This is a genomic window from Streptococcus sanguinis (assembly GCF_050234405.1).
GTDB lineage: Bacteria > Bacillota > Bacilli > Lactobacillales > Streptococcaceae > Streptococcus > Streptococcus sanguinis_W.
This window is the reverse complement of record NZ_CP092117.1, coordinates 1,389,197-1,407,160: the sequence shown is the minus strand read 5'-3', so window position 1 is coordinate 1,407,160 and position 17,964 is coordinate 1,389,197. Positions and strand designations below refer to the sequence as shown.

General features: G+C 40.8%; 19 protein-coding genes. 17 read left to right on the top strand and 2 right to left on the bottom strand.

Features of this window, described 5'->3' with window-relative positions; translation table 11 throughout:
• Positions 1 to 37 precede the first annotated feature (37 nt).
• Positions 38 to 1,435, top strand: coding sequence for a polysaccharide deacetylase family protein (locus MFP28_RS07015; RefSeq protein ID WP_002906763.1), 1,398 nt, complete (start codon positions 38 to 40; stop codon positions 1,433 to 1,435).
• A 94-nt stretch (positions 1,436 to 1,529) separates the two neighbouring features.
• On the opposite strand, the gene MFP28_RS07010 is transcribed toward MFP28_RS07015, so the two are convergent.
• Positions 1,530 to 2,621 carry a DEAD/DEAH box helicase gene (locus MFP28_RS07010; protein ID WP_002906762.1) on the bottom strand — a complete coding sequence of 364 codons (1,092 nt, stop codon included), beginning with the start codon at positions 2,619 to 2,621 and terminating at the stop codon, positions 1,530 to 1,532.
• Positions 2,611 to 3,591 (bottom strand): Gfo/Idh/MocA family protein, encoded by a 981-nt coding sequence (locus tag MFP28_RS07005; protein ID WP_002906761.1) that lies wholly within the window; start codon positions 3,589 to 3,591, stop codon positions 2,611 to 2,613. The genes MFP28_RS07010 and MFP28_RS07005 overlap by 11 nt, the downstream gene beginning before the upstream one ends.
• A 110-nt stretch (positions 3,592 to 3,701) precedes the next feature.
• Between MFP28_RS07005 and udk the strand changes: the two genes are divergently transcribed.
• The 16 genes from udk (at position 3,702) to MFP28_RS06925 (ending at position 17,785) form a co-directional block, all read left to right on the top strand.
• Positions 3,702 to 4,337 (top strand): uridine kinase, encoded by a 636-nt coding sequence (gene udk, locus MFP28_RS07000; protein WP_032909529.1) that lies wholly within the window; start codon positions 3,702 to 3,704, stop codon positions 4,335 to 4,337.
• 164 nt (positions 4,338 to 4,501) lie between these two features.
• A complete protein-coding gene (locus MFP28_RS06995) occupies positions 4,502 to 5,170 on the top strand; it encodes a YoaK family protein (protein ID WP_002906760.1) in 669 nt (222 codons plus the stop codon).
• A 72-nt stretch (positions 5,171 to 5,242) separates the two neighbouring features.
• Entirely contained in the window at positions 5,243 to 5,923 is a 681-nt protein-coding gene (locus MFP28_RS06990; protein ID WP_002906759.1) for a hypothetical protein, read from the top strand.
• Between the two features lie 157 nt (positions 5,924 to 6,080).
• Complete coding sequence (locus MFP28_RS06985) at positions 6,081 to 7,109, top strand: hypothetical protein (RefSeq protein WP_032916264.1); 1,029 nt, start codon at positions 6,081 to 6,083, stop codon at positions 7,107 to 7,109.
• A 46-nt stretch (positions 7,110 to 7,155) separates the two neighbouring features.
• On the top strand, positions 7,156 to 7,797 hold the full coding sequence (locus MFP28_RS06980) for a DUF443 family protein (RefSeq protein ID WP_032915953.1): 642 nt from the start codon (positions 7,156 to 7,158) through the stop codon (positions 7,795 to 7,797).
• Positions 7,798 to 7,809: 12 nt separating this feature from the next.
• The gene (locus MFP28_RS06975; RefSeq protein WP_002906755.1) at positions 7,810 to 8,181 is read left to right on the top strand and encodes a hypothetical protein; all 372 of its coding nucleotides are present in this window, start codon (positions 7,810 to 7,812) and stop codon (positions 8,179 to 8,181) included.
• A gap of 56 nt (positions 8,182 to 8,237) precedes the next feature.
• Positions 8,238 to 8,942 carry a DUF443 family protein gene (locus tag MFP28_RS06970; protein WP_002906754.1) on the top strand — a complete coding sequence of 235 codons (705 nt, stop codon included), beginning with the start codon at positions 8,238 to 8,240 and terminating at the stop codon, positions 8,940 to 8,942.
• A gap of 88 nt (positions 8,943 to 9,030) precedes the next feature.
• Positions 9,031 to 9,807 (top strand): hypothetical protein, encoded by a 777-nt coding sequence (locus tag MFP28_RS06965; protein ID WP_002906753.1) that lies wholly within the window; start codon positions 9,031 to 9,033, stop codon positions 9,805 to 9,807.
• A 256-nt stretch (positions 9,808 to 10,063) separates the two neighbouring features.
• On the top strand, positions 10,064 to 11,032 hold the full coding sequence (locus tag MFP28_RS06960; protein ID WP_223331334.1) for a hypothetical protein: 969 nt from the start codon (positions 10,064 to 10,066) through the stop codon (positions 11,030 to 11,032).
• Positions 11,033 to 11,160: 128 nt separating this feature from the next.
• Positions 11,161 to 11,607, top strand: coding sequence for a hypothetical protein (locus MFP28_RS06955; protein ID WP_002906751.1), 447 nt, complete (start codon positions 11,161 to 11,163; stop codon positions 11,605 to 11,607).
• Positions 11,608 to 12,039: 432 nt separating this feature from the next.
• Positions 12,040 to 13,608 (top strand): 2-isopropylmalate synthase, encoded by a 1,569-nt coding sequence (locus MFP28_RS06950; protein WP_032916262.1) that lies wholly within the window; start codon positions 12,040 to 12,042, stop codon positions 13,606 to 13,608.
• 12 nt (positions 13,609 to 13,620) lie between these two features.
• On the top strand, positions 13,621 to 14,658 hold the full coding sequence (gene leuB / locus MFP28_RS06945; protein WP_002906749.1) for a 3-isopropylmalate dehydrogenase: 1,038 nt from the start codon (positions 13,621 to 13,623) through the stop codon (positions 14,656 to 14,658).
• Positions 14,655 to 14,921 (top strand): DUF1294 domain-containing protein, encoded by a 267-nt coding sequence (locus tag MFP28_RS06940; RefSeq protein WP_002906748.1) that lies wholly within the window; start codon positions 14,655 to 14,657, stop codon positions 14,919 to 14,921. The genes leuB and MFP28_RS06940 overlap by 4 nt, the downstream gene beginning before the upstream one ends.
• 1 nt (position 14,922) lies before the next feature.
• Positions 14,923 to 16,305, top strand: a complete 1,383-nt coding sequence (leuC, locus tag MFP28_RS06935) for a 3-isopropylmalate dehydratase large subunit (protein WP_002906747.1) — start codon at positions 14,923 to 14,925, stop codon at positions 16,303 to 16,305.
• Positions 16,306 to 16,314: 9 nt separating this feature from the next.
• Positions 16,315 to 16,905, top strand: a complete 591-nt coding sequence (leuD, locus tag MFP28_RS06930) for a 3-isopropylmalate dehydratase small subunit (protein WP_002906746.1) — start codon at positions 16,315 to 16,317, stop codon at positions 16,903 to 16,905.
• 100 nt (positions 16,906 to 17,005) lie between these two features.
• Positions 17,006 to 17,785 (top strand): L-threonylcarbamoyladenylate synthase, encoded by a 780-nt coding sequence (locus MFP28_RS06925; protein ID WP_002897734.1) that lies wholly within the window; start codon positions 17,006 to 17,008, stop codon positions 17,783 to 17,785.
• Positions 17,786 to 17,964 lie beyond the last annotated feature (179 nt).

Below are 17,964 nucleotides of genomic sequence, written 5' to 3'. Positions count from 1 at the left end.
AGATAAATGATGATTTTTATTCATTTAGGACAGGTGTATGAAAAGACAAAATAACAAGAAACACGGAAAGAAAACACTCATTGTTCTCAGCTTGCTAGGTTTAGCTTTTGTTGCTGCTCTATTTCTGGGTGCTGTAAAAATTTACGCTATTTTCCAAGAAAAGGAACTGCAAGAGAAGGTTAGTGTGCTGATTTCTCAAGAAGAGACCTACCACGCTGAAAAAACTGAAAAGCAGAGCAAGATGATTGGCAGCCACTATGTGGAGTCCTTTTATCCTCTGCTGGATGGTCAGGTTATGGCAAGCGTCAAGGAGCAGATGGACGCAGATAGCCAGACGATTAAGGATAATCAGAAGAAGGGCGATAAGATTGAAGAATTGACCTTCTACTATGCTGAGGAAAAAGAAACGAGCCTGAAGGACGTCAAAGAAGTACTGGTGCATCGCAAGGACTATCATGTCAAAGAGATGAAAATCAGTAAAGGAGAAGAGCGGGAAGTTGCTGACAGCTACCTTGGTGCAGACGGCAGCCGTTTCACTCTGGATAAGCTCTTTCAGGATCCCGATGCAGCTAAGGAAATCTTCATCAACGAAATATCCAGCCAGCTGACCTTTAGACAGGTCGATGAGGCGGTGCAGACGGGAATTCTCAACACCCTCAATGGAACGGAGTTGGGCCAGTGGTCCTTCCGTTATGAGTACAGCCATTTTTCTATTAAATTGAGCAAGGAAGTGCAAGGCTTAACCAGTATTGACGTTCCTTTATCTAGCTTCTATGACCAGATCAATGCGGACTATCTGACTGGAGATGACTTGGCAGCTTATCAGAGTTTTGAGGCTAAGAAGCATGTGAAAATGGTTGCTCTGACCTTTGATGACGGTCCTGATCCTAAGACAACACCGCAGGCTCTGGATATCCTCAAGAAATATGGTGCCAAGGCGACCTTCTTTATGGTTGGGCAAAACATTGCTGGTAATGAAGCGATTGTCAAGCGCGTGCACAATGAAGGTCATCAGATTGGGATTCATACATGGGACCATCCAGTCTTAACCAAACTTCCTCTGGAGTCAGCCCAAAAAGAAATCCTTGATACCCAGACCGCTATTAACAATGTCATAGGCATCAAGCCAACGATTACGCGGCCTCCTTATGGAGCTATTAATGCTACAATTCAAAATTCGGTTGACCAGTCCTTTATCATGTGGAATGTAGACAGTCTAGACTGGAAGACACGCAATACTAAAGCTATTATGCAAGAGATTGCTAAAACTCAACCAGGCTCGATTATCCTCATGCATGATATTCACCAGACCAGTATTGACGCTCTGCCAAGTGTCCTCGAATATCTGAAGAGTAACGGCTATACTCTGGTGACGGTCAATGAGCTGCTGGAAGGTCAGCTAGAGCCCCATCGTATTTATTACGGCAGAGACTAAGACGGTCCTTGGGTTTAGATTTTTGAAATCGTTGTTGGTAATGAGTAGAAGCAAAAAGCTTTGGAAATCTAATGTTTCCAAAGCTTTTTTTAGTTTAACTTGTTACATAAAGTTCTTGATTTTTTAGTACAATTTCGCGAACAGAAGCGTATTTTTTTAATGTCTTCAGTTCTTCTGGATGACTGATAAAGGTAATGACATAGCCTTCCTTGCCCATGCGGCCGGTTCGGCCAGAGCGGTGGGTATAGGTTTCTAAATCGCGCGGAAGCTCATAATTGACGACGCATTCTAGCGAGTCAATATCAATGCCGCGAGCAACCAAGTCAGTGGCTAGCAAGAGAGTAATCTGATGTTCTTTGAACTTATCTAGAATCACCTTGCGGAACTTAACATTGACATCGCTGGCTAGAGAAACCGCGTTGGCTTCACGATACTGGAGTTTTTCCTCGGCGCTTCCTAGGTCTGACAGAGCGTTGAAGAAGACCAGTCCACGGAAATCTTCAACATTGGATAATTTGCGGAGCAACTCCACCTTATCACGTTTTTCGACTTGCATGTAAAAATGCTGGATGTTATCCAAAACTTGGTCGTCAATGCTGATTTCTAGAGTATTTTCAGCAATTTTATCGTGGTCGAACTTAGCAGTGGCGCTCATATATACCAGCTGGTGGTCACGAGGCGCATAGTGGGTGATTTTATCTACAAAATGATACTGAGAATCGCTGAGCAGCTGGTCAAATTCATCTAAAATGATGGTTTCGACATTCATCATCTTGATTTTCTTGAGCTTGACCAACTCGAAAATCCGCCCAGGCGTTCCGATGATAATTTCCGGACCTTTCTTAAGGCGCTCGATTTGTCGCTTCTGGCTGGATCCGGAGAGCAGGAGCTGGGCTGTCAGCCCTAAAGGCTCTGCCCAAGTCTTGCAGACCTCAAAAATTTGTCCAGCCAGCTCAGTATTAGGAGCTAAAATCAATAGTTGTTGGGCTTTTTTAGGTGTCAGCTTGAGCAGACTGGGAAAGAGATAGGCCAGAGTTTTACCAGTACCAGTCGGACTGATTCCCAGCACAGTATCGCCTGCAGAAATAGGCTCAAACATCTTCTCCTGAATAGCTGTCAAATCTTCAAAGCCTAGCTGAGCCAGCTGATTTTGCCAGCTCGGGGGAAATTGTTCCTTAATCATCATCAACCTCAAATCTAATGCCAGCGTCCTTGCGCATGGCAAATAAGCTTTCATGAACGACCGCCGCCGCATCTAACCATTTCTCGTAAGACGCATCCTGTACGCCCTTGAGCACTCGCGCGAAAGCCTGAGCTTCTTCCAGCATGGTGTGTGAAGCACGCTTGATAGGCAGTATCTCCTCTTGACCGTTCAGACTTTGGAAAATAGCAGAGCTGATAAATTCAATCCCATCTAAAGTCAGAGTTCCCTGATCCGTGTAAATCTCTGCAGGTAGATTGCTGTGTATATTTTTACCGGCCTGAATCTGAACTTGAAAATTTGGATAGATGAGACAGCCGGCTCCATTTAAATCAATCGTATTGGCTAGCTGCTGGGCGCTGTAGCGAGCGAAGCGGGGATGGCCGAAAAGTCTGATAGCGGCATAGACAGGGTAGACACCCAAGTCCATCAAAGCGCCGCCGGAAAACTTGGCTGAGAAAACGTTGGGTTGCTCTCCTGCAAGCAGAGCCTGCATTTTAGAAGAATACTTGGCATAGGTGAAGTTGGCTCCCAAGACGGTCTTGTCCTTGAGGAAATCACTGATCGTATCAAAGGCCTGCTCATGATAGTTGCGGGCAGCTTCAAAGAGATAGACTTGGTGCTCGTCAGCCAGCTTGACCAATTCCCGCCATTCTTTGGGACGAGAGACCGCCGGCTTTTCGACAATGACATGTTTACGAGACAGAATGGCTACCTTGGCATGCTTGAAATGCAGACTGTTGGGACTGGCGATATAAACGACATCAATATCGGACGACAGAAAGTCCAGCATTTCAGTATAGACGGCTGTATTTTCATAGTTTTGCACAAAGCGCTCAGCAGAAGTTAAAGTCCGAGAGTAGACAGCTGCCAGCTGATAGTCGCCTGTTGAGTGAGCGGCCTTGATGAACTCATGAGAAATAGAACCTGTTCCGATGATTCCAAGTTTGAACATAAAAACCTCCTTTTTTTCTATTTTTAAGCATGTACTTTTTTTATTTTAGCTCTTTCATTATAACATGAATTGCGGTAAAATAGATAAGATAACAAGAGATGGAGCTTATAATGCAAAATAGACCTATTATTATTGGTGTGACTGGTGGTTCCGGAGGCGGAAAAACCAGTGTTTCTCGAGCGATTTTGGCTAATTTTCCAAATGAAAATATTGCCATGATTGAGCATGACTCCTACTATAAGGATCAGACACATCTGACTTTTGAGGAGCGGGTGAAGACCAACTATGACCATCCTTTTGCCTTTGATACGGACCTGATGATTGAGCAAATCAAGGAGCTCTTGGCTGGTCGGCCAGTGGATATTCCCACTTACGACTATACGGAGCATACCCGCAGCAAAAAGACCTATCGTCAGGAGCCTCAGGATGTGTTCATCGTTGAGGGGATTTTGGTCTTAGAGGACCAGCGCCTGAGAGATTTGATGGATATTAAGATCTTTGTGGACACAGATGATGACGTTCGGATTATTCGTCGGATTAAGCGGGACATGGAAGAGCGTGGCCGTAGTTTGGATAGTGTTATTGAACAGTATTTGGGTGTCGTTAAGCCTATGTACCATCAGTTCATCGAGCCGACCAAGCGCTATGCGGATGTTATCATTCCAGAGGGAGCTTCTAATAAGGTGGCTATTGATCTGATTACGACCAAGATTGAAAAAATCCTTAAGGAAGCCAGAGAAGGCTAGGACACGTAGCTTTCTGCTCCGTCATTTGAGGAAATAAATAGTTGTCAATCTGGCGAATCGCAGTAGCTGCAAGATTTTTGAAATGTAATCTAGCAAGGGGAAGTGGACGGACTGAAATCTATGATTTTCGGAGTCTGGTCACTCCCTTATTTTGTAGGTGATTTATGAAACAATTTGTAAAAAGAGAGTTTCACTCTCGTTCAAAATTTTTTGCCTGCCTCTTGACCTTTTGTGCAGGATTTATCGATGCCTATACCTTCATTGAGAGGGGAGGCACCTTGGTGGCAGGTCAGACGGGAAATGTCGTTTTCCTTTCGGTTGAACTCATCAATCAAGAGACAAGAGGAATCGAAGTGAAATTGGCAACTATGTTGGCTTTTATGCTGGGGATTTTTTTGATGACTGATTTTCAGCATCATTTTGAGCATTCTTGGCGCAGACTATCCAGCGTTTTTCCCTTGATATTGACGACAACTGTCGCAGGATTTTTGCCAGCAAATATCCCCCATCTCTATATCGTGCCGCCACTGGCTTTCTGCACGGGTCTGGTCGCGACGGCTTTTGGCGAGGTGGATGGTATTGTCTATAACAACTCCTTTATGACGGGGAATATCAAGAAAACCATGGTAGCTTTTGGCAACTATGCTCGAAACAAGAAAGCGAAAGATTTGAAAGAAGGCCTTTTCTTTGTTGCTCTATTGGCAAGCTTTGTAGTCGGAGCCATCATCTCTACCTATCTGATTCAATTTTACCTCCTGAAGACCATCTGGCTTGTTTCCCTGATTCTAACAGCCTTTCTCCTTTTCCGAGGAATTCAGTATATGAGGAGATGAAGTTGCTGAATGCCAATGGATTGTATTTATTAAAATAAAAAATGGATAGAAAGAAGGATAAATAGAAAGAATTTGAGAAAAATCATTTATATAGGGCAAGGAAGCCTGCAATCCGTGTACTATAATACAAGGACAAGAGAGGCATTAGCGACAGAATCTAGCACCGTTTCAGACACCGACGGTGCCATTAGTTCAAAGAAATCCAAGTGGCCTTGGGTTCTATTCTTTGCTTTCGTGCTAGTTGCTATCATCGGTATTTGGATTCGTTCCTTGATAGCGCCCTTTAGATTGAGTGAGTGGATGATTCCTATCCATCTAGCCGCAATCCTTTTCGTTTTTATCGGAAGTGTTTATGGATTCGAAAAACTCTTCTACAGTGGGGTCGAGTCTGTCGTTCCAGCAAGTGAAGAGCAGTTTAAACAGGCGGTTGAAAGAAGTACCTTTTGGAGAAAATCTCCAGATAAGAAACCAACAGTCGATAAAATCATCTTGTATCTATTTGTTATCCTCGTTCTTTTGTTCTGTCTGGTTATTGCTGTGTTCCTTGTCATACCTGCAACCTTCATTCCTTACTATGAACATGAATGGTTTGAGCCGTCTATGTTCATGGTACCAATCGGAGCAACGATTATTCCAATTAGCGTCGTACTACTTTTATTCCAAAACAATCCTATCCGCTGGCTCTTAGCCGTGCGGAAGTATGAGCAGGGGAAAGTGATATTTGCAGAAGAAAAGGAGAATAAAGATAAATAAAATTGGATTCTTTGTTCTTCATTTTTGGTGCAGATTTTTTATAGGGTTTGATTTATCAATAATACTGAGTATTATCGATGGCATTTTCGTAGATTGAACAAAATGCTCATGTAAGGATGAAGGGAACATGGATAGTTCATTTTTAAGGTATAAAGGTTTGAAAGAAAATACATTTAAAGAAATTAAAGATGCAAATAAGCTGTATTTTAAAAGTCTAGCTAATACACGAGCATCTGTCAGTATGCTGGTTATTGCATGGACTGGGGTACTAATATTGGCTATTGAAATTATTGCTTTTTATTACTATTTTAATATAGGTTTGGAAATTAATCCATTTAGCAATATATTTTTTAATTTACTCGTGTTTATTGCATGTTATCTTGTTATAGCCTTTTTTCTTCCTTTTTTAGGTTCCTTTGTTTACAAAAGGCAAATTTTATCAACTGCTTTTCTAGCATTATGTTATGCAAGTATATTCTTTTCTTTACAGTTGATGATGCTTTTAATTGTAGTTACTTCGATATCAACAAAAGAATTTACGATAGGGTTTCCCAAGTACTCACCAATTTTTGTGCCATTATTTATCGTAGAAACAGTTCTAAGTTTTATCTATCATTATCTTTGCTTAAAAAGGCAGCTTAAAAATGGATTCTCTATAAATAGAACAGTGGGCAACTATTTAGCGAAATCTAGCGTCTATAGTCGAAATTCTCTTCTCATTATTTTCGGCCTCTCTATGTTAGGAGGAATTCTTTCAGGAAAGTTGATTCTTATCTTTGGGATTTCGGGTTCTCTTCTTTTCAGCTATGCGTTCTCCCAACTAATCATAGAGGTTACATACCTTTTATATCTAAAAATTCAGAGTAAGGAATATTGGGAAGAGGCTCCTAAAAGGAAAGAAACTTTTCGAGAACTATTTAAAGGATTTAGTTTGAAAAAAACAAAAATTCGTATTCCTATTGAAATCTTAGTTTTTGCTATATTCTTAGGTGTTTTTTATAATACTAGCTATTCGAATCCAAGTATAAAACATCCTCTTTGGCTAAATTTTATTGGCAGAGTTTTTATCTACCTAATAGGATTAGATTGCTTGGCTAGTTTTATACTATCGAAAATCAAAAAATCAAAAAATCAAGAGATAAAACTAAAAAAGGGAAGAAATAAGGAAATTAACAATCAGAATTGATTCAAACAAGACCTATTTATTTTTGTATACATTCTAGGAGGTTGCTTTGCGAGCGCATCATGTAAATTTTCGTTATATATTATTGGAGGATGGTAAGGAATATTTTTTATTGGATAAGCTACCGACATTGTGGGGCTATTTTTTCCCTTATCTGAATTGGTTTAGTAATCGAACGATATACCAATTGACAGAGTCGCAATTTTGGGAGATTCGAATGCGTAAAAAACATTGGTTGGAGACACTTGTAATTCCAATGCCAGTATTTTTAGCTGTTTCGGTCTGGGCAGGGCGGATAAGAACTAGTGAAAGTTTAGATGCTTACCTTAATTCACCTCGCTTCTCATTCACTGAAAGATTGATTTATTGGTTTCTTGCTTTTATACTAGCATTAGTATTTGCAAATCTAGTCCATTTTTTATCAGCTCGATCTTTGGCAAAGAAATTTAATTTTAGTCTTTATACAAAAGGGCAAGGGAAAATAAAATTAGCTAAATTAGCTCCTTGGATGAAAAAGCAGTTTAGGAGCGTTTTGATTCTCAACTTCCTAATTTTTTTGTTTAGCTATCTCATTTTAAACTGGGGAACTCTAATCTTCCTGATATTTCATGGTCTTATGTTACTAATTAGTTTACTTTTAGCAGGTGATCTAAGCTATAGTGAGAACTGTCAGTATACAATAGAGAGATAAGAGGAGAAATAAATGAAAAATAAAAAAATTTTGATATCTATACTATCTATCATTGCGCTAGGACTTGATGTAGTACTTTCTGTTACTTTCTATAATAATCTGACTCTTGATGGGACATATTATAGTTTGGTTGAGAGTGGAGATGAAAGTTTCGATAAAATGGACAAAGCGGGATTTATTGAAATAAAAGGAAATCATGTATATTATCATGAAAATGGTCAAAAAGAAGTTGGAGCCATTTCAAAAGAAAAAAATACGATTAAGGTTGGAAATAAAGAGTACCAGTACATTCATAGCTTTAGTAATTTAACACTATATTTAATAAAAGACACAGCAAATAATCCTGATGAGAATCTTTTTTTAGGAAAAAAACTCCTTGATTAAAGTTATAGGTATATAAATACTAACAACCGCCCATAGAGAGAAAAGGTATTATATAAATGTTTAAAAAGGCTGAAATGGAGCCCTTGGCTAAAAAAAATCTTTGCTATCGTATACTAAAAACAGAGGATAACTATTATCTTTTGGATGTAGAACGCCCTTTTTTGATTATCTACTTCTTGCCCTTGTTGATTTACTTTGTGCCTCACAGATGTTACGAGATGAGTAAGGAAGAATATGAGCAATTGTCCCAATCAGAGGAGCAGAATGCTCGGTTAAAAGAGGCCTTTGAAAAACATGGTCTTGGCTATGGCTTAGGAACTGGCTTAGGTGCCATGCTTCTATCAAGAGTATTTGATATCAATCAATTTTTGAAATTTGATTCAAGTAGAATTAGCAATTTTTTGGCTATCCTAATTGTACTATTGGTCTTTGGTTTGCGTTTATGGCTTACAGCTTCTTATGAAGTTCCTAGTAGATTAAAAAATAGAGGCTATCATAAGATATACCTTTATCCTCGTTTTGTTAAAGAATTGCTTTTTAGTATTTTTTTGTATATCATGTCGGTATTATTCACGATAGTACTTATTTCCGGTTTTTTAACTAATCAAGTGGATAATTATATTGTTCATATTGGATTGTTAATATTTTTGACATTTTGGTTATTTGTAGGGAATATGTTTTTCATGCGCCCAGCAAGTAATTACTGGATAAAAATAAAAGAGAAAAAAAGGAGAAAAAATTTTATGGATAGCTTTAATTAAAATGTTGAAAAAATGACTCAAGATTAATGAAACTGATATGTAGCATAAAATTTAAGGTTTAAGTTTTTAGCCAATATAGGAGGTTTAAATGTCAGATTATAAAAAAGCCAAGCAGAAATACGATTTTTATATTAGATTAGCATTGCTGTCTGTACTAATTCCATTTTTATATTGTCTGTTGGCAAGAGAAAATATAACACTAATAATACTTTCTTTCATCATATATGTCGTACTCTCATTTATAGTTTTAGTAATTTTTAGTATTTGGCATTCAAATATACTTAAGGAATTACTTGATTCGAGAAATCATTTGGAGTCCTGGAGGCAATTTATTCAAATAAATAGCGCTGCTAGATTTAGGCTCACTAAGTTGCAAGCTAAATTTGCAGCTATTTTATATAATTATATGATGGGTGATTTCGCTCTTGTAATAAAAGAGACGGAAGAGTTAGAAGATCGAAATAATCTAACTCAGCAACAAAAAAATAAACTAGAGAAACACTTTATTAGTGCCGTAATACTATCGAAAAGTGATCTCACAAAGGGTGAACTTCAAGATATGATTTCACGGGTATCAATTGCAAATGCAGATGTGAAAAAAGAAATTAAGGAGAGATCTGAAGCTATATATGATATTGTGATAGCTCATCAAGTCAATGAATACTTTGAACACATAAGTGATGAATCAAAATTTTCTCAATTGGAGATTTTGTACTTTAAGGCTCTGAATTGTCTATTGAAGGGCAATGAGACAAAAGCAAAAGAGCTATTTAACATTATCATAAAAGAAGACAATGAACTTTACATTGTGAGAGAATCAAAGAAATATTTTGAGATGAAAGATATGTCGATTGATAAATGCTAGCAATTTTTCTAAGATATATAAAACGGAATAATTGAGCAGTTTTTAAGCGTGATTTTATTATTTCTATTCGCTAAAAGTGATTTATCAGGAAGTATGGATTGAGCAAAATGGTATTTGCAAAAATTTTAGAGAGGGAGCAGAATTGACAAAGAAAACATCGATTGTGATATACACACTATAAGGAATTGGTCTGATTAGTATTTTCAGCTTAATGATTATCGTAAGTTTTTTCAACCTCTTTTTAGATGGAAATTTGTTGGCAAATTTTTTATATTTCTCAGGGTCAGTTGTTTTATTAATTACAGTAGGCTGGGTGGTCTTTGCTTTTATGGGGAGAATAGAGCTTGATGGCCAAAACTTGCTTGTTTTCCGAAATTTCAAATGCTATCGCTTTCCTCTTTCTTCAGTTACATTTTACTTCGGTAAGAAGAGACACCTTTATCGCGGTAGTTATGAATGGCCCTTATTTATTGTAGGGAAAGCATTAACCAAAAATAGCAGCGGCCAAAAAGTAACACTGAAGTTGATTGGAAGTAAGTGGAAGAACCGTCAATTCCAGCAGTTTATTCAAGAACATCTTGAAGGGAAAATATCCCCTTTGCCTAAGGAAGATTCGTGGAAACTGAATGCTTTTGGTCAGTTAGAGATCATTGAAGATGAGGTGCATGAAAAACCAAAGTCAGCATTGGCAGTTACAAGGAAGCTGTCTGATTTTATCGAATTTGGAGCAGATCAAGGAAATGTCAATAGGACTGTGTTTTATGATTTTAAGCAAAATGAGCTTTTTGTAGGGAAAAGTGTACCTTTTCCAATGATTTTTCTACCAAGTGCTGGTTTTTCTTATGGCCTGTATGTATTAACGGAGAATTTGACTGTACGAGGCTTGTTCCCTTTACTTTTTTCCTTCATTTTCATGCTTTTACTAGCTCTTTACCAGTTTAAAAATAGAAGGGAGAAATCAGTAGTTGAAGTAGTGCCTTATGAGATGCCCAGAGACTATTTTGCCACCCAAAAATCCAACGGTCTTAAAACCTATGCTCTCATTTTCCTCTTTGCCTTGATTTCAGCTGTTTTTTCGTGGCTTTATCTTCTATTTGGCAGTTTCCTACTTTTATTTTTGACGATTGTGATATGGTATTGTTTCTTACTCTTGCTCCTGTCTGGGCAATTTAGAAAGACTAAATATTTGAGAATACTAGAAAAAGAAAAGTTATATAGTAAGTAATGATAGTGTGTTTATAGGGAATATTTTATGATAATTCTTTTACTTTGGAGTTTAATAATAAGTATGAGAGTGAGGTCATAAACCCATCCATGCTATAATAATGTCAGTAGTTGAAAGGATGATTTGAGATGAAGACTATCAAAAGTACGTTATTTGTAGCATTACTGATACTTGTATTTATAGGTGCAACTATAATGGTTCAAAATAAAAATTTGTTTACAGATAGAACCAAGCAGGAGAAAAAGGAAGAGCAAGATCCGCATGAAAAGCAGCTGGCTTATCTTAAAAAGCATGAAGAAGAGATGGCCGACTTTGTCAAATCTTTAAACTCTAAAGTTGAAAGTGTTCAATTTGATTGGGAAAGTATGAAGGTCGAAGATATAGGGAACGGCACCCCGCAAGGCGGTGGATATATTTTAACATTGGATGGTAGAATAAATAATAATAAAGACACTGAATTTACATTAGGAATCCCTTTAAACTACGATTCAAATGAAGTTCCTGATAAGCTAGTTATTTATGAAATGCAGCCGATAAGAATTTTACGAGATGGAGGTTGGTTCTTATATGAGTAATAATCATATTAAAAATTTTCAGAAAATATCGACTTTTTCTTGACAGGTTTATGATACTGTGTTAAAATACTAAACAATAAGAAACCATCTCAAAAAGGAGTTAGTTAAACATGAAGTCAACCCAATCTTCAAACTTTGCTTTGTTGTTGCGTTACTCGGGCTAGTGCAAAAGCATTAGTCCTGTTTGGCTTACCAAGCGGGAGTAAATCAACATCTCGCTTGTTCCTCAAGTGAGATGTTTTTTATTTCACCTATCTTACCTCAAGCTCTGATGAGGAAGAAATGGTTTCTAAAGGAGCGACGGGAGTGGAAGTACATCTTGATTTTTCTGAAATCAATTTGTCCCATACTGTCTCAGTCATTGAACATGACCTAGAAGTTGGGAAAGAGTTTTTCCTAAATGGTCTATGTATCTTAGAAAAGGAGTTGTCTATGACACGCAAAGTTGAGTTTTTTGATACCAGCCTCCGGGATGGTGAGCAGACACCAGGAGTGAATTTCTCTATCAAGGAAAAGGTGGCTATTGCCAAGCAGTTAGAGAAGTGGGGGATTTCAGTCATTGAAGCCGGTTTCCCTGCTGCGAGTCCAGATTCTTTTGCGGCGGTGCAGGAGATTGCTAAAGTCATCACAAAAGCTTCTGTTACTGGGCTAGCGCGTTCGGTCAAGTCCGATATTGATGCCTGCTATGAAGCGCTCAAGGATGCCAAGCATCCACAGATTCATGTCTTCATTGCGACCAGTCCTATTCACAGAGAGTTCAAGCTGAAAAAGTCCAAGGAAGAGATTTTAGAAGCTGTGAAAGAGCATGTCTCCTACGCGCGCTCCAAGTTTGATATAGTAGAGTTTTCACCAGAGGATGCGACACGAACAGAGCTGGATTTCCTTTTTCAGGTGGTACAAACAGCAGTTGATGCAGGTGCGACTTATATCAATATTCCAGATACAGTCGGCTTTACTACGCCAGAAGAGTTTGCAAATCTTTTCGACTACCTAGTGGCAAATGTGACTTCTGATCATAAGGTGGTATTTGGTGTTCATTGCCATGATGACCTTGGCATGGCAACGGCCAATACTTTGACGGCTATCAAGCACGGTGCTGGTCGTGTTCAGGGAACTATCAATGGAATCGGTGAGCGGGCTGGAAATGTAGCATTGGAAGAAGTAGCAGTTGCCTTAGAGATTCGTCAAGACTATTATCAGGTTGAGTCGGATATCGTCCTTAATGAAACCATCAACACTTCTGAGCTGGTGTCCCGCTTCTCAGGTATTCCAGTGCCTAAGAACAAGGCAGTCGTTGGTGGCAATGCCTTCTCTCATGAGTCCGGTATCCATCAGGATGGTGTCCTTAAGAATCCACTGACCTATGAAATCATCACACCTGAGCTGGTTGGAGTCAAGAGCAATTCACTGCCGCTTGGCAAACTGTCTGGCCGCCATGCCTTTGTCGAAAAACTCAAAGAACTGGCTCTGGACTTTGCGGAATCTGAAATCAATGATCTCTTTGCTAAGTTTAAGGTCTTGGCTGATAAGAAAAATGAAGTCACAGACGCTGATATTCGGGCTCTGATTGCCGGAACGACCGTCGAAAATCCTGAAGGCTTCCACTTTGATGATCTGCAGCTCACGACCAATGACGACCATACCATCACAGCGGATGTGCAGCTGGTTAATGGCGACGGCGAGACGGTCAGCTGTGTGGCAGAAGGTAAGGGAAGTGTCGAAGCTATCTTTAATGCCATTGACCAATTCTTTAATCAGTCCGTCCAACTTTTGTCTTATAACATCGAAGCGGTAACGGATGGTATCGACTCTCAGGCTCGCGTCTTGGTAGCTGTTGAAAATACGGATACAGATACAATTTTCAACTCCTCTGGTATTGACTTTGATGTTCTTAAGGCCAGCGCCATTGCCTATATCCATGCCAATACCTTTGTGCAAAAGGAAAATGCGGGTGAAATCGGCCACCAGGTATCCTACCGCGATCTGCCTGCAAATAATTAGAAGGAAGCGACTATGACAAAAGAAATTGTAGCTCTGGCGGGTGATGGTATTGGCCCAGAAATCATGGAAGCGGGTCTCCAAGTTCTAGCAGCTGTTGCGGACAAGTTTGGATTTATTTATCAAGTCACAGAGAAGGATTTTGGGGGTGCTGGTATTGATGCGGAAGGTCATCCTCTGCCTCAGTCAACTCTAGAAGCGGCCAAGAAGGCGGATGCTATTCTTCTAGCAGCTATCGGTAGTCCCCAGTATGATAATGCCCCAGTTCGGCCGGAGCAAGGTTTGCTTGCTCTACGCAAGGAGCTTGAGCTCTATGCTAATATCCGTCCAGTTAAGATTTTTGATGCCCTAAAGCATTTGTCGCCTTTGAAAGCTGAAAGAATCGCTGGTGTGGATTTCGTGGTTGTGCGTGAGCTGACTGGTGGGATTTACTTTGGTGAGCATATTTTGGAGGACAGATCTGCGCGTGATATTAACGACTACAGCTATGAAGAGGTGGAGCGAATTGTCCGTAAAGCCTTTGACATTGCGCGTGGTCGCAGAAAGCGCGTGACCAGTATTGACAAGCAAAATGTGCTAGCGACATCTAAACTCTGGCGCAGAGTAGCAAATGAGGTGGCCAAGGATTATCCAGATGTGACCTTGGAGCACCAGCTGGTGGACAGCGCTGCGATGCTCATGATTACCAATCCTGCTAAGTTTGATGTTGTGGTAACGGAAAATCTCTTCGGCGATATTCTATCCGACGAGTCCAGTGTCTTGTCAGGGACGCTGGGAGTTATGCCATCGGCCAGTCATTCGGCATCTGGACCAAGTCTTTACGAGCCCATCCATGGTTCGGCTCCAGATATTGCGGGGCAGGGCATTGCCAACCCTATCAGCATGATACTTTCTGTATCCATGATGCTGCGGGATAGTTTTGCAGAGGTTGAAGCTGCAGAAGCGATTGAAGCAGCGGTGGAGAAGACTTTGGCTCAGGGTATCTTAACCCGAGATTTGGGTGGTCAGGCAGGGACAGCTCAAATGACGGAGTCAATTATTAATAATTTATGAAATGGATATTAACAGGTATTTGCCTACTTTGGAACCTTATCGTTTTCCTGCTTTATGGCTGGGATAAGCGTAAGGCTAAGAAAAATCACTACCGCATTCCAGAGAAGACTTTGCTCTTGTCAGCATTGGCAGCCGGAGGTTTGGGCGCTTTATTAGGCGGTCGACTCTTTCACCACAAGACCAGAAAATGGTATTTCTGGCTGGCTTGGATTTGCGGATTAATAGTGGAAATCGGAATTTTATATTACATATGGAGAAGCTAGTATGGCTGGAAAATCGATTTTTGATAAGCTGTGGGAAAGGCATCTGATAACTGGTGAAGAAGGCCAGCCCCAGCTTATGTATGTGGATCAGCATTATATTCATGAAGTGACCAGCCCTCAGGCTTTTCAGGGCCTTCGAGATGCAGGTCGCAAAGTTAGACGGCCGGATTTAACCTTTGGAACCTTTGACCATAATGTTCCTACGGTCAATATCTATGATATTCGGGATGTGATTTCCAAGGCTCAGATTGATAAACTTTCTGAGAATGTCAAGGATTTTGGCATTGAACACGCGGCTCATGGATCGGAACTGCAGGGGATTGTCCATATGGTTGGACCGGAAACGGGCAAGACCCAGCCGGGCAAATTTATCGTCTGCGGTGACAGTCACACGGCCACTCATGGGGCTTTTGGAGCTATTGCTTTTGGAATCGGTACTTCAGAGGTAGAACACGTCTTTGCCACGCAGACCATTTGGCAGGTCAAGCCCAAGAAAATGTTGGTCAAATTTACTGGGGTGCCACCTAAAGGTGTCTATTCTAAAGACTTTATCTTAGCACTGATTGCCCGATATGGTGTGGCTGCAGGTGTTGGTTATGTGGTCGAGTATGCTGGTGATGCGATTGATCATCTGACCATGGAAGAGCGCATGACAATCTGCAATATGTCCATTGAGTTTGGCTCTAAGATGGGCATTATGAATCCCGACCAGAAGACTTATGATTATGTTCAAGGGCGGCCGGGCGCTCCAAAGGACTTTGAGGCTGCGGTAGCCGATTGGAAGACTCTGGTCAGTGATCCTGATGCTGTCTATGATAAGGTCATTGAGATTGATGTCTCCCAGTTGGCACCTATGGTGACTTGGGGAACCAATCCTTCTATGGGGGTAGAGTTCGGCGCGGCTTTCCCAGAAATACGTGACATGAACGACGAGCGTGCCTACAATTACATGGACCTCTCACCGGGTAAGAAAGCAGAAGATATTGACCTAGGTTATATCTTTATAGGCTCCTGCACCAATGCCAGGCTCAGTGACTTGCAGCTGGCAGCTAAGTTTGTCGCTGGTAAGCACATTGCTCCCAATCTAACAGCTATCGTCGTACCAGGCTCTCGTCCGGTCAAGCGGGCTGCTGAAAAGATGGGACTGGATAAAATTTTCATGGATGCAGGCTTTGAGTGGCGCGATCCGGGTTGTTCCATGTGCCTGGGAATGAATCCAGACAAGGTGCCGGACGGAGTCCACTGTGCCTCGACCAGCAATCGGAACTTTGAGGATCGGCAGGGATTTGGAGCAAAGACCCATCTTTGTAGTCCAGCCATGGCAGCAGCAGCAGCCATTGCCGGGCGATTTGTAGATGTCCGCCAGCTACCGGAGGTCCAGTAAGGAAGGTTTATGGAAAAATTTACAATCTATACGGGGACAACGGTTCCCCTCATGAACGATAATATTGATACAGACCAAATTTTGCCCAAGCAGTTTCTCAAGTTGATTGATAAAAAAGGCTTTGGCAAGTACCTCATGTACGCGTGGCGTTATCTGGACAACCAGTACACGGAAGATCCTGATTTTGTCTTTAATAGACCGGAGTACCGCAAGGCGACTATTCTGATTACAGGGGACAATTTCGGAGCGGGCTCCTCTCGGGAGCACGCTGCCTGGGCCTTGGCTGACTATGGCTTCAAGGTAGTTATTGCCGGATCTTTCGGGGATATTCACTACAACAACGAGCTTAATAACGGTATGCTGCCTATCATCCAGCCGCTGGAAGTCCGGCAAGCCTTGGCGAATCTGAAACCGACGGATGAAGTGACGGTGGATTTGGAGCAGCAGAAGATTTTTTCACCGGTGGGAGAATTCTCTTTTGACATTGATGGTGAATGGAAGCACAAGCTCCTCAACGGTCTGGATGACATCGGCATTACGCTGCAGTATGAGGATTTGATTGCAGAATATGAAAAAAATCGTCCATCTTATTGGCAGTAACCTTATTTTTGATATATTGAGAAAATTCTGAAAAAACCTTGTCTCCGATAAAAATATATGGTAAAATAAATCTTAATTTATATAGAAAAGGAAGAAACTTATGACAAAACACATTCAATGGAACGGACAGCTTTCACAAGAAGGTTATGACATCTTGAAAGGCGATGGCGGCTGTATCGTTTGCCCGACCAAGGTGGGTTACATCATCATGACCAGCGATAAAGCTGGCTTGGAGCGTAAGTTCGAAGCTAAGGCTCGTAACCGTAATAAGCCAGGTGTTGTCCTTTGTGGCAGTATGGATGAGCTCCGTGCTTTGGCTCAGCTGAATCCGGAAATTGAAGCTTTTTATCAAAAGCATTGGGATGAAGACATCCTCTTGGGCTGTATCCTACCATGGAAGCCAGAAGCTTTTGAAAAGCTCAAGGCCTTTGGCGACGGTCGGGAAGAGCTGATGACAGATGTTCGTGGCACTAGCTGTTTTGTTATTAAGTTTGGTAAGGCGGGCGAGCAGCTGGCAGCTAAGCTTTGGGAAGAAGGCAAGATGGTCTATGCATCCTCAGCTAACCCATCCGGTAAAGGAAACCGTGGCAAGGTTGAAGGAATTGGCGAGCGCATCGAAAATGCTGTTGACCTCGTCATTGAAGCAGACGACTATGTGGCTTCTATTCAGCCTGATAAGACCATTGAAACTCGCTACGAGCAAGGCGTTATGGTCTCTATGGTAGACAAGGATGGAAAACTGATTCCAGAACAAGGTGGGCAACGTTCCATCTCACCAGCACCAGTTGTCATCCGCAAAGGCTTGGATATCGATAAAATCATGATGCACCTGTCCGATACTTTCAACTCATGGGATTACCGTCAGGGTGAATATTACTAAGATAAAAAATAAGCTCAGTGTGGGAGAGAAGATCTTCTTCCGCACTGAGCGCTTTTTGTTTATAAGTTCTTTTCTTTTTCCTATAATTATGCTATGATAAAGAAAAGCTATATTATCCTTTTAAAATTAGGATTTTTTAATTCTTATCTCATGATGTAGAGCGCTATCTGTATTGTTTT

Coding starts and splice junctions, on each gene's coding strand:
- MFP28_RS06975 (WP_002906755.1), top strand. CDS start 7,810: ATGAAAAATAAAAAAATTTTGATATCTATACTATCTATCATTGCGCTA.
- MFP28_RS06955 (WP_002906751.1), top strand. CDS start 11,161: ATGAAGACTATCAAAAGTACGTTATTTGTAGCATTACTGATACTTGTA.
- leuD (WP_002906746.1), top strand. CDS start 16,315: ATGGAAAAATTTACAATCTATACGGGGACAACGGTTCCCCTCATGAAC.
- udk (WP_032909529.1), top strand. CDS start 3,702: ATGCAAAATAGACCTATTATTATTGGTGTGACTGGTGGTTCCGGAGGC.
- MFP28_RS06995 (WP_002906760.1), top strand. CDS start 4,502: ATGAAACAATTTGTAAAAAGAGAGTTTCACTCTCGTTCAAAATTTTTT.
- MFP28_RS07015 (WP_002906763.1), top strand. CDS start 38: ATGAAAAGACAAAATAACAAGAAACACGGAAAGAAAACACTCATTGTT.
- MFP28_RS06925 (WP_002897734.1), top strand. CDS start 17,006: ATGACAAAACACATTCAATGGAACGGACAGCTTTCACAAGAAGGTTAT.
- MFP28_RS07010 (WP_002906762.1), bottom strand. CDS start 2,621: ATGATGATTAAGGAACAATTTCCCCCGAGCTGGCAAAATCAGCTGGCT.
- MFP28_RS07005 (WP_002906761.1), bottom strand. CDS start 3,591: ATGTTCAAACTTGGAATCATCGGAACAGGTTCTATTTCTCATGAGTTC.
- MFP28_RS06950 (WP_032916262.1), top strand. CDS start 12,040: ATGACACGCAAAGTTGAGTTTTTTGATACCAGCCTCCGGGATGGTGAG.
- MFP28_RS06940 (WP_002906748.1), top strand. CDS start 14,655: ATGAAATGGATATTAACAGGTATTTGCCTACTTTGGAACCTTATCGTT.
- leuC (WP_002906747.1), top strand. CDS start 14,923: ATGGCTGGAAAATCGATTTTTGATAAGCTGTGGGAAAGGCATCTGATA.
- leuB (WP_002906749.1), top strand. CDS start 13,621: ATGACAAAAGAAATTGTAGCTCTGGCGGGTGATGGTATTGGCCCAGAA.
- MFP28_RS06965 (WP_002906753.1), top strand. CDS start 9,031: ATGTCAGATTATAAAAAAGCCAAGCAGAAATACGATTTTTATATTAGA.
- MFP28_RS06970 (WP_002906754.1), top strand. CDS start 8,238: ATGTTTAAAAAGGCTGAAATGGAGCCCTTGGCTAAAAAAAATCTTTGC.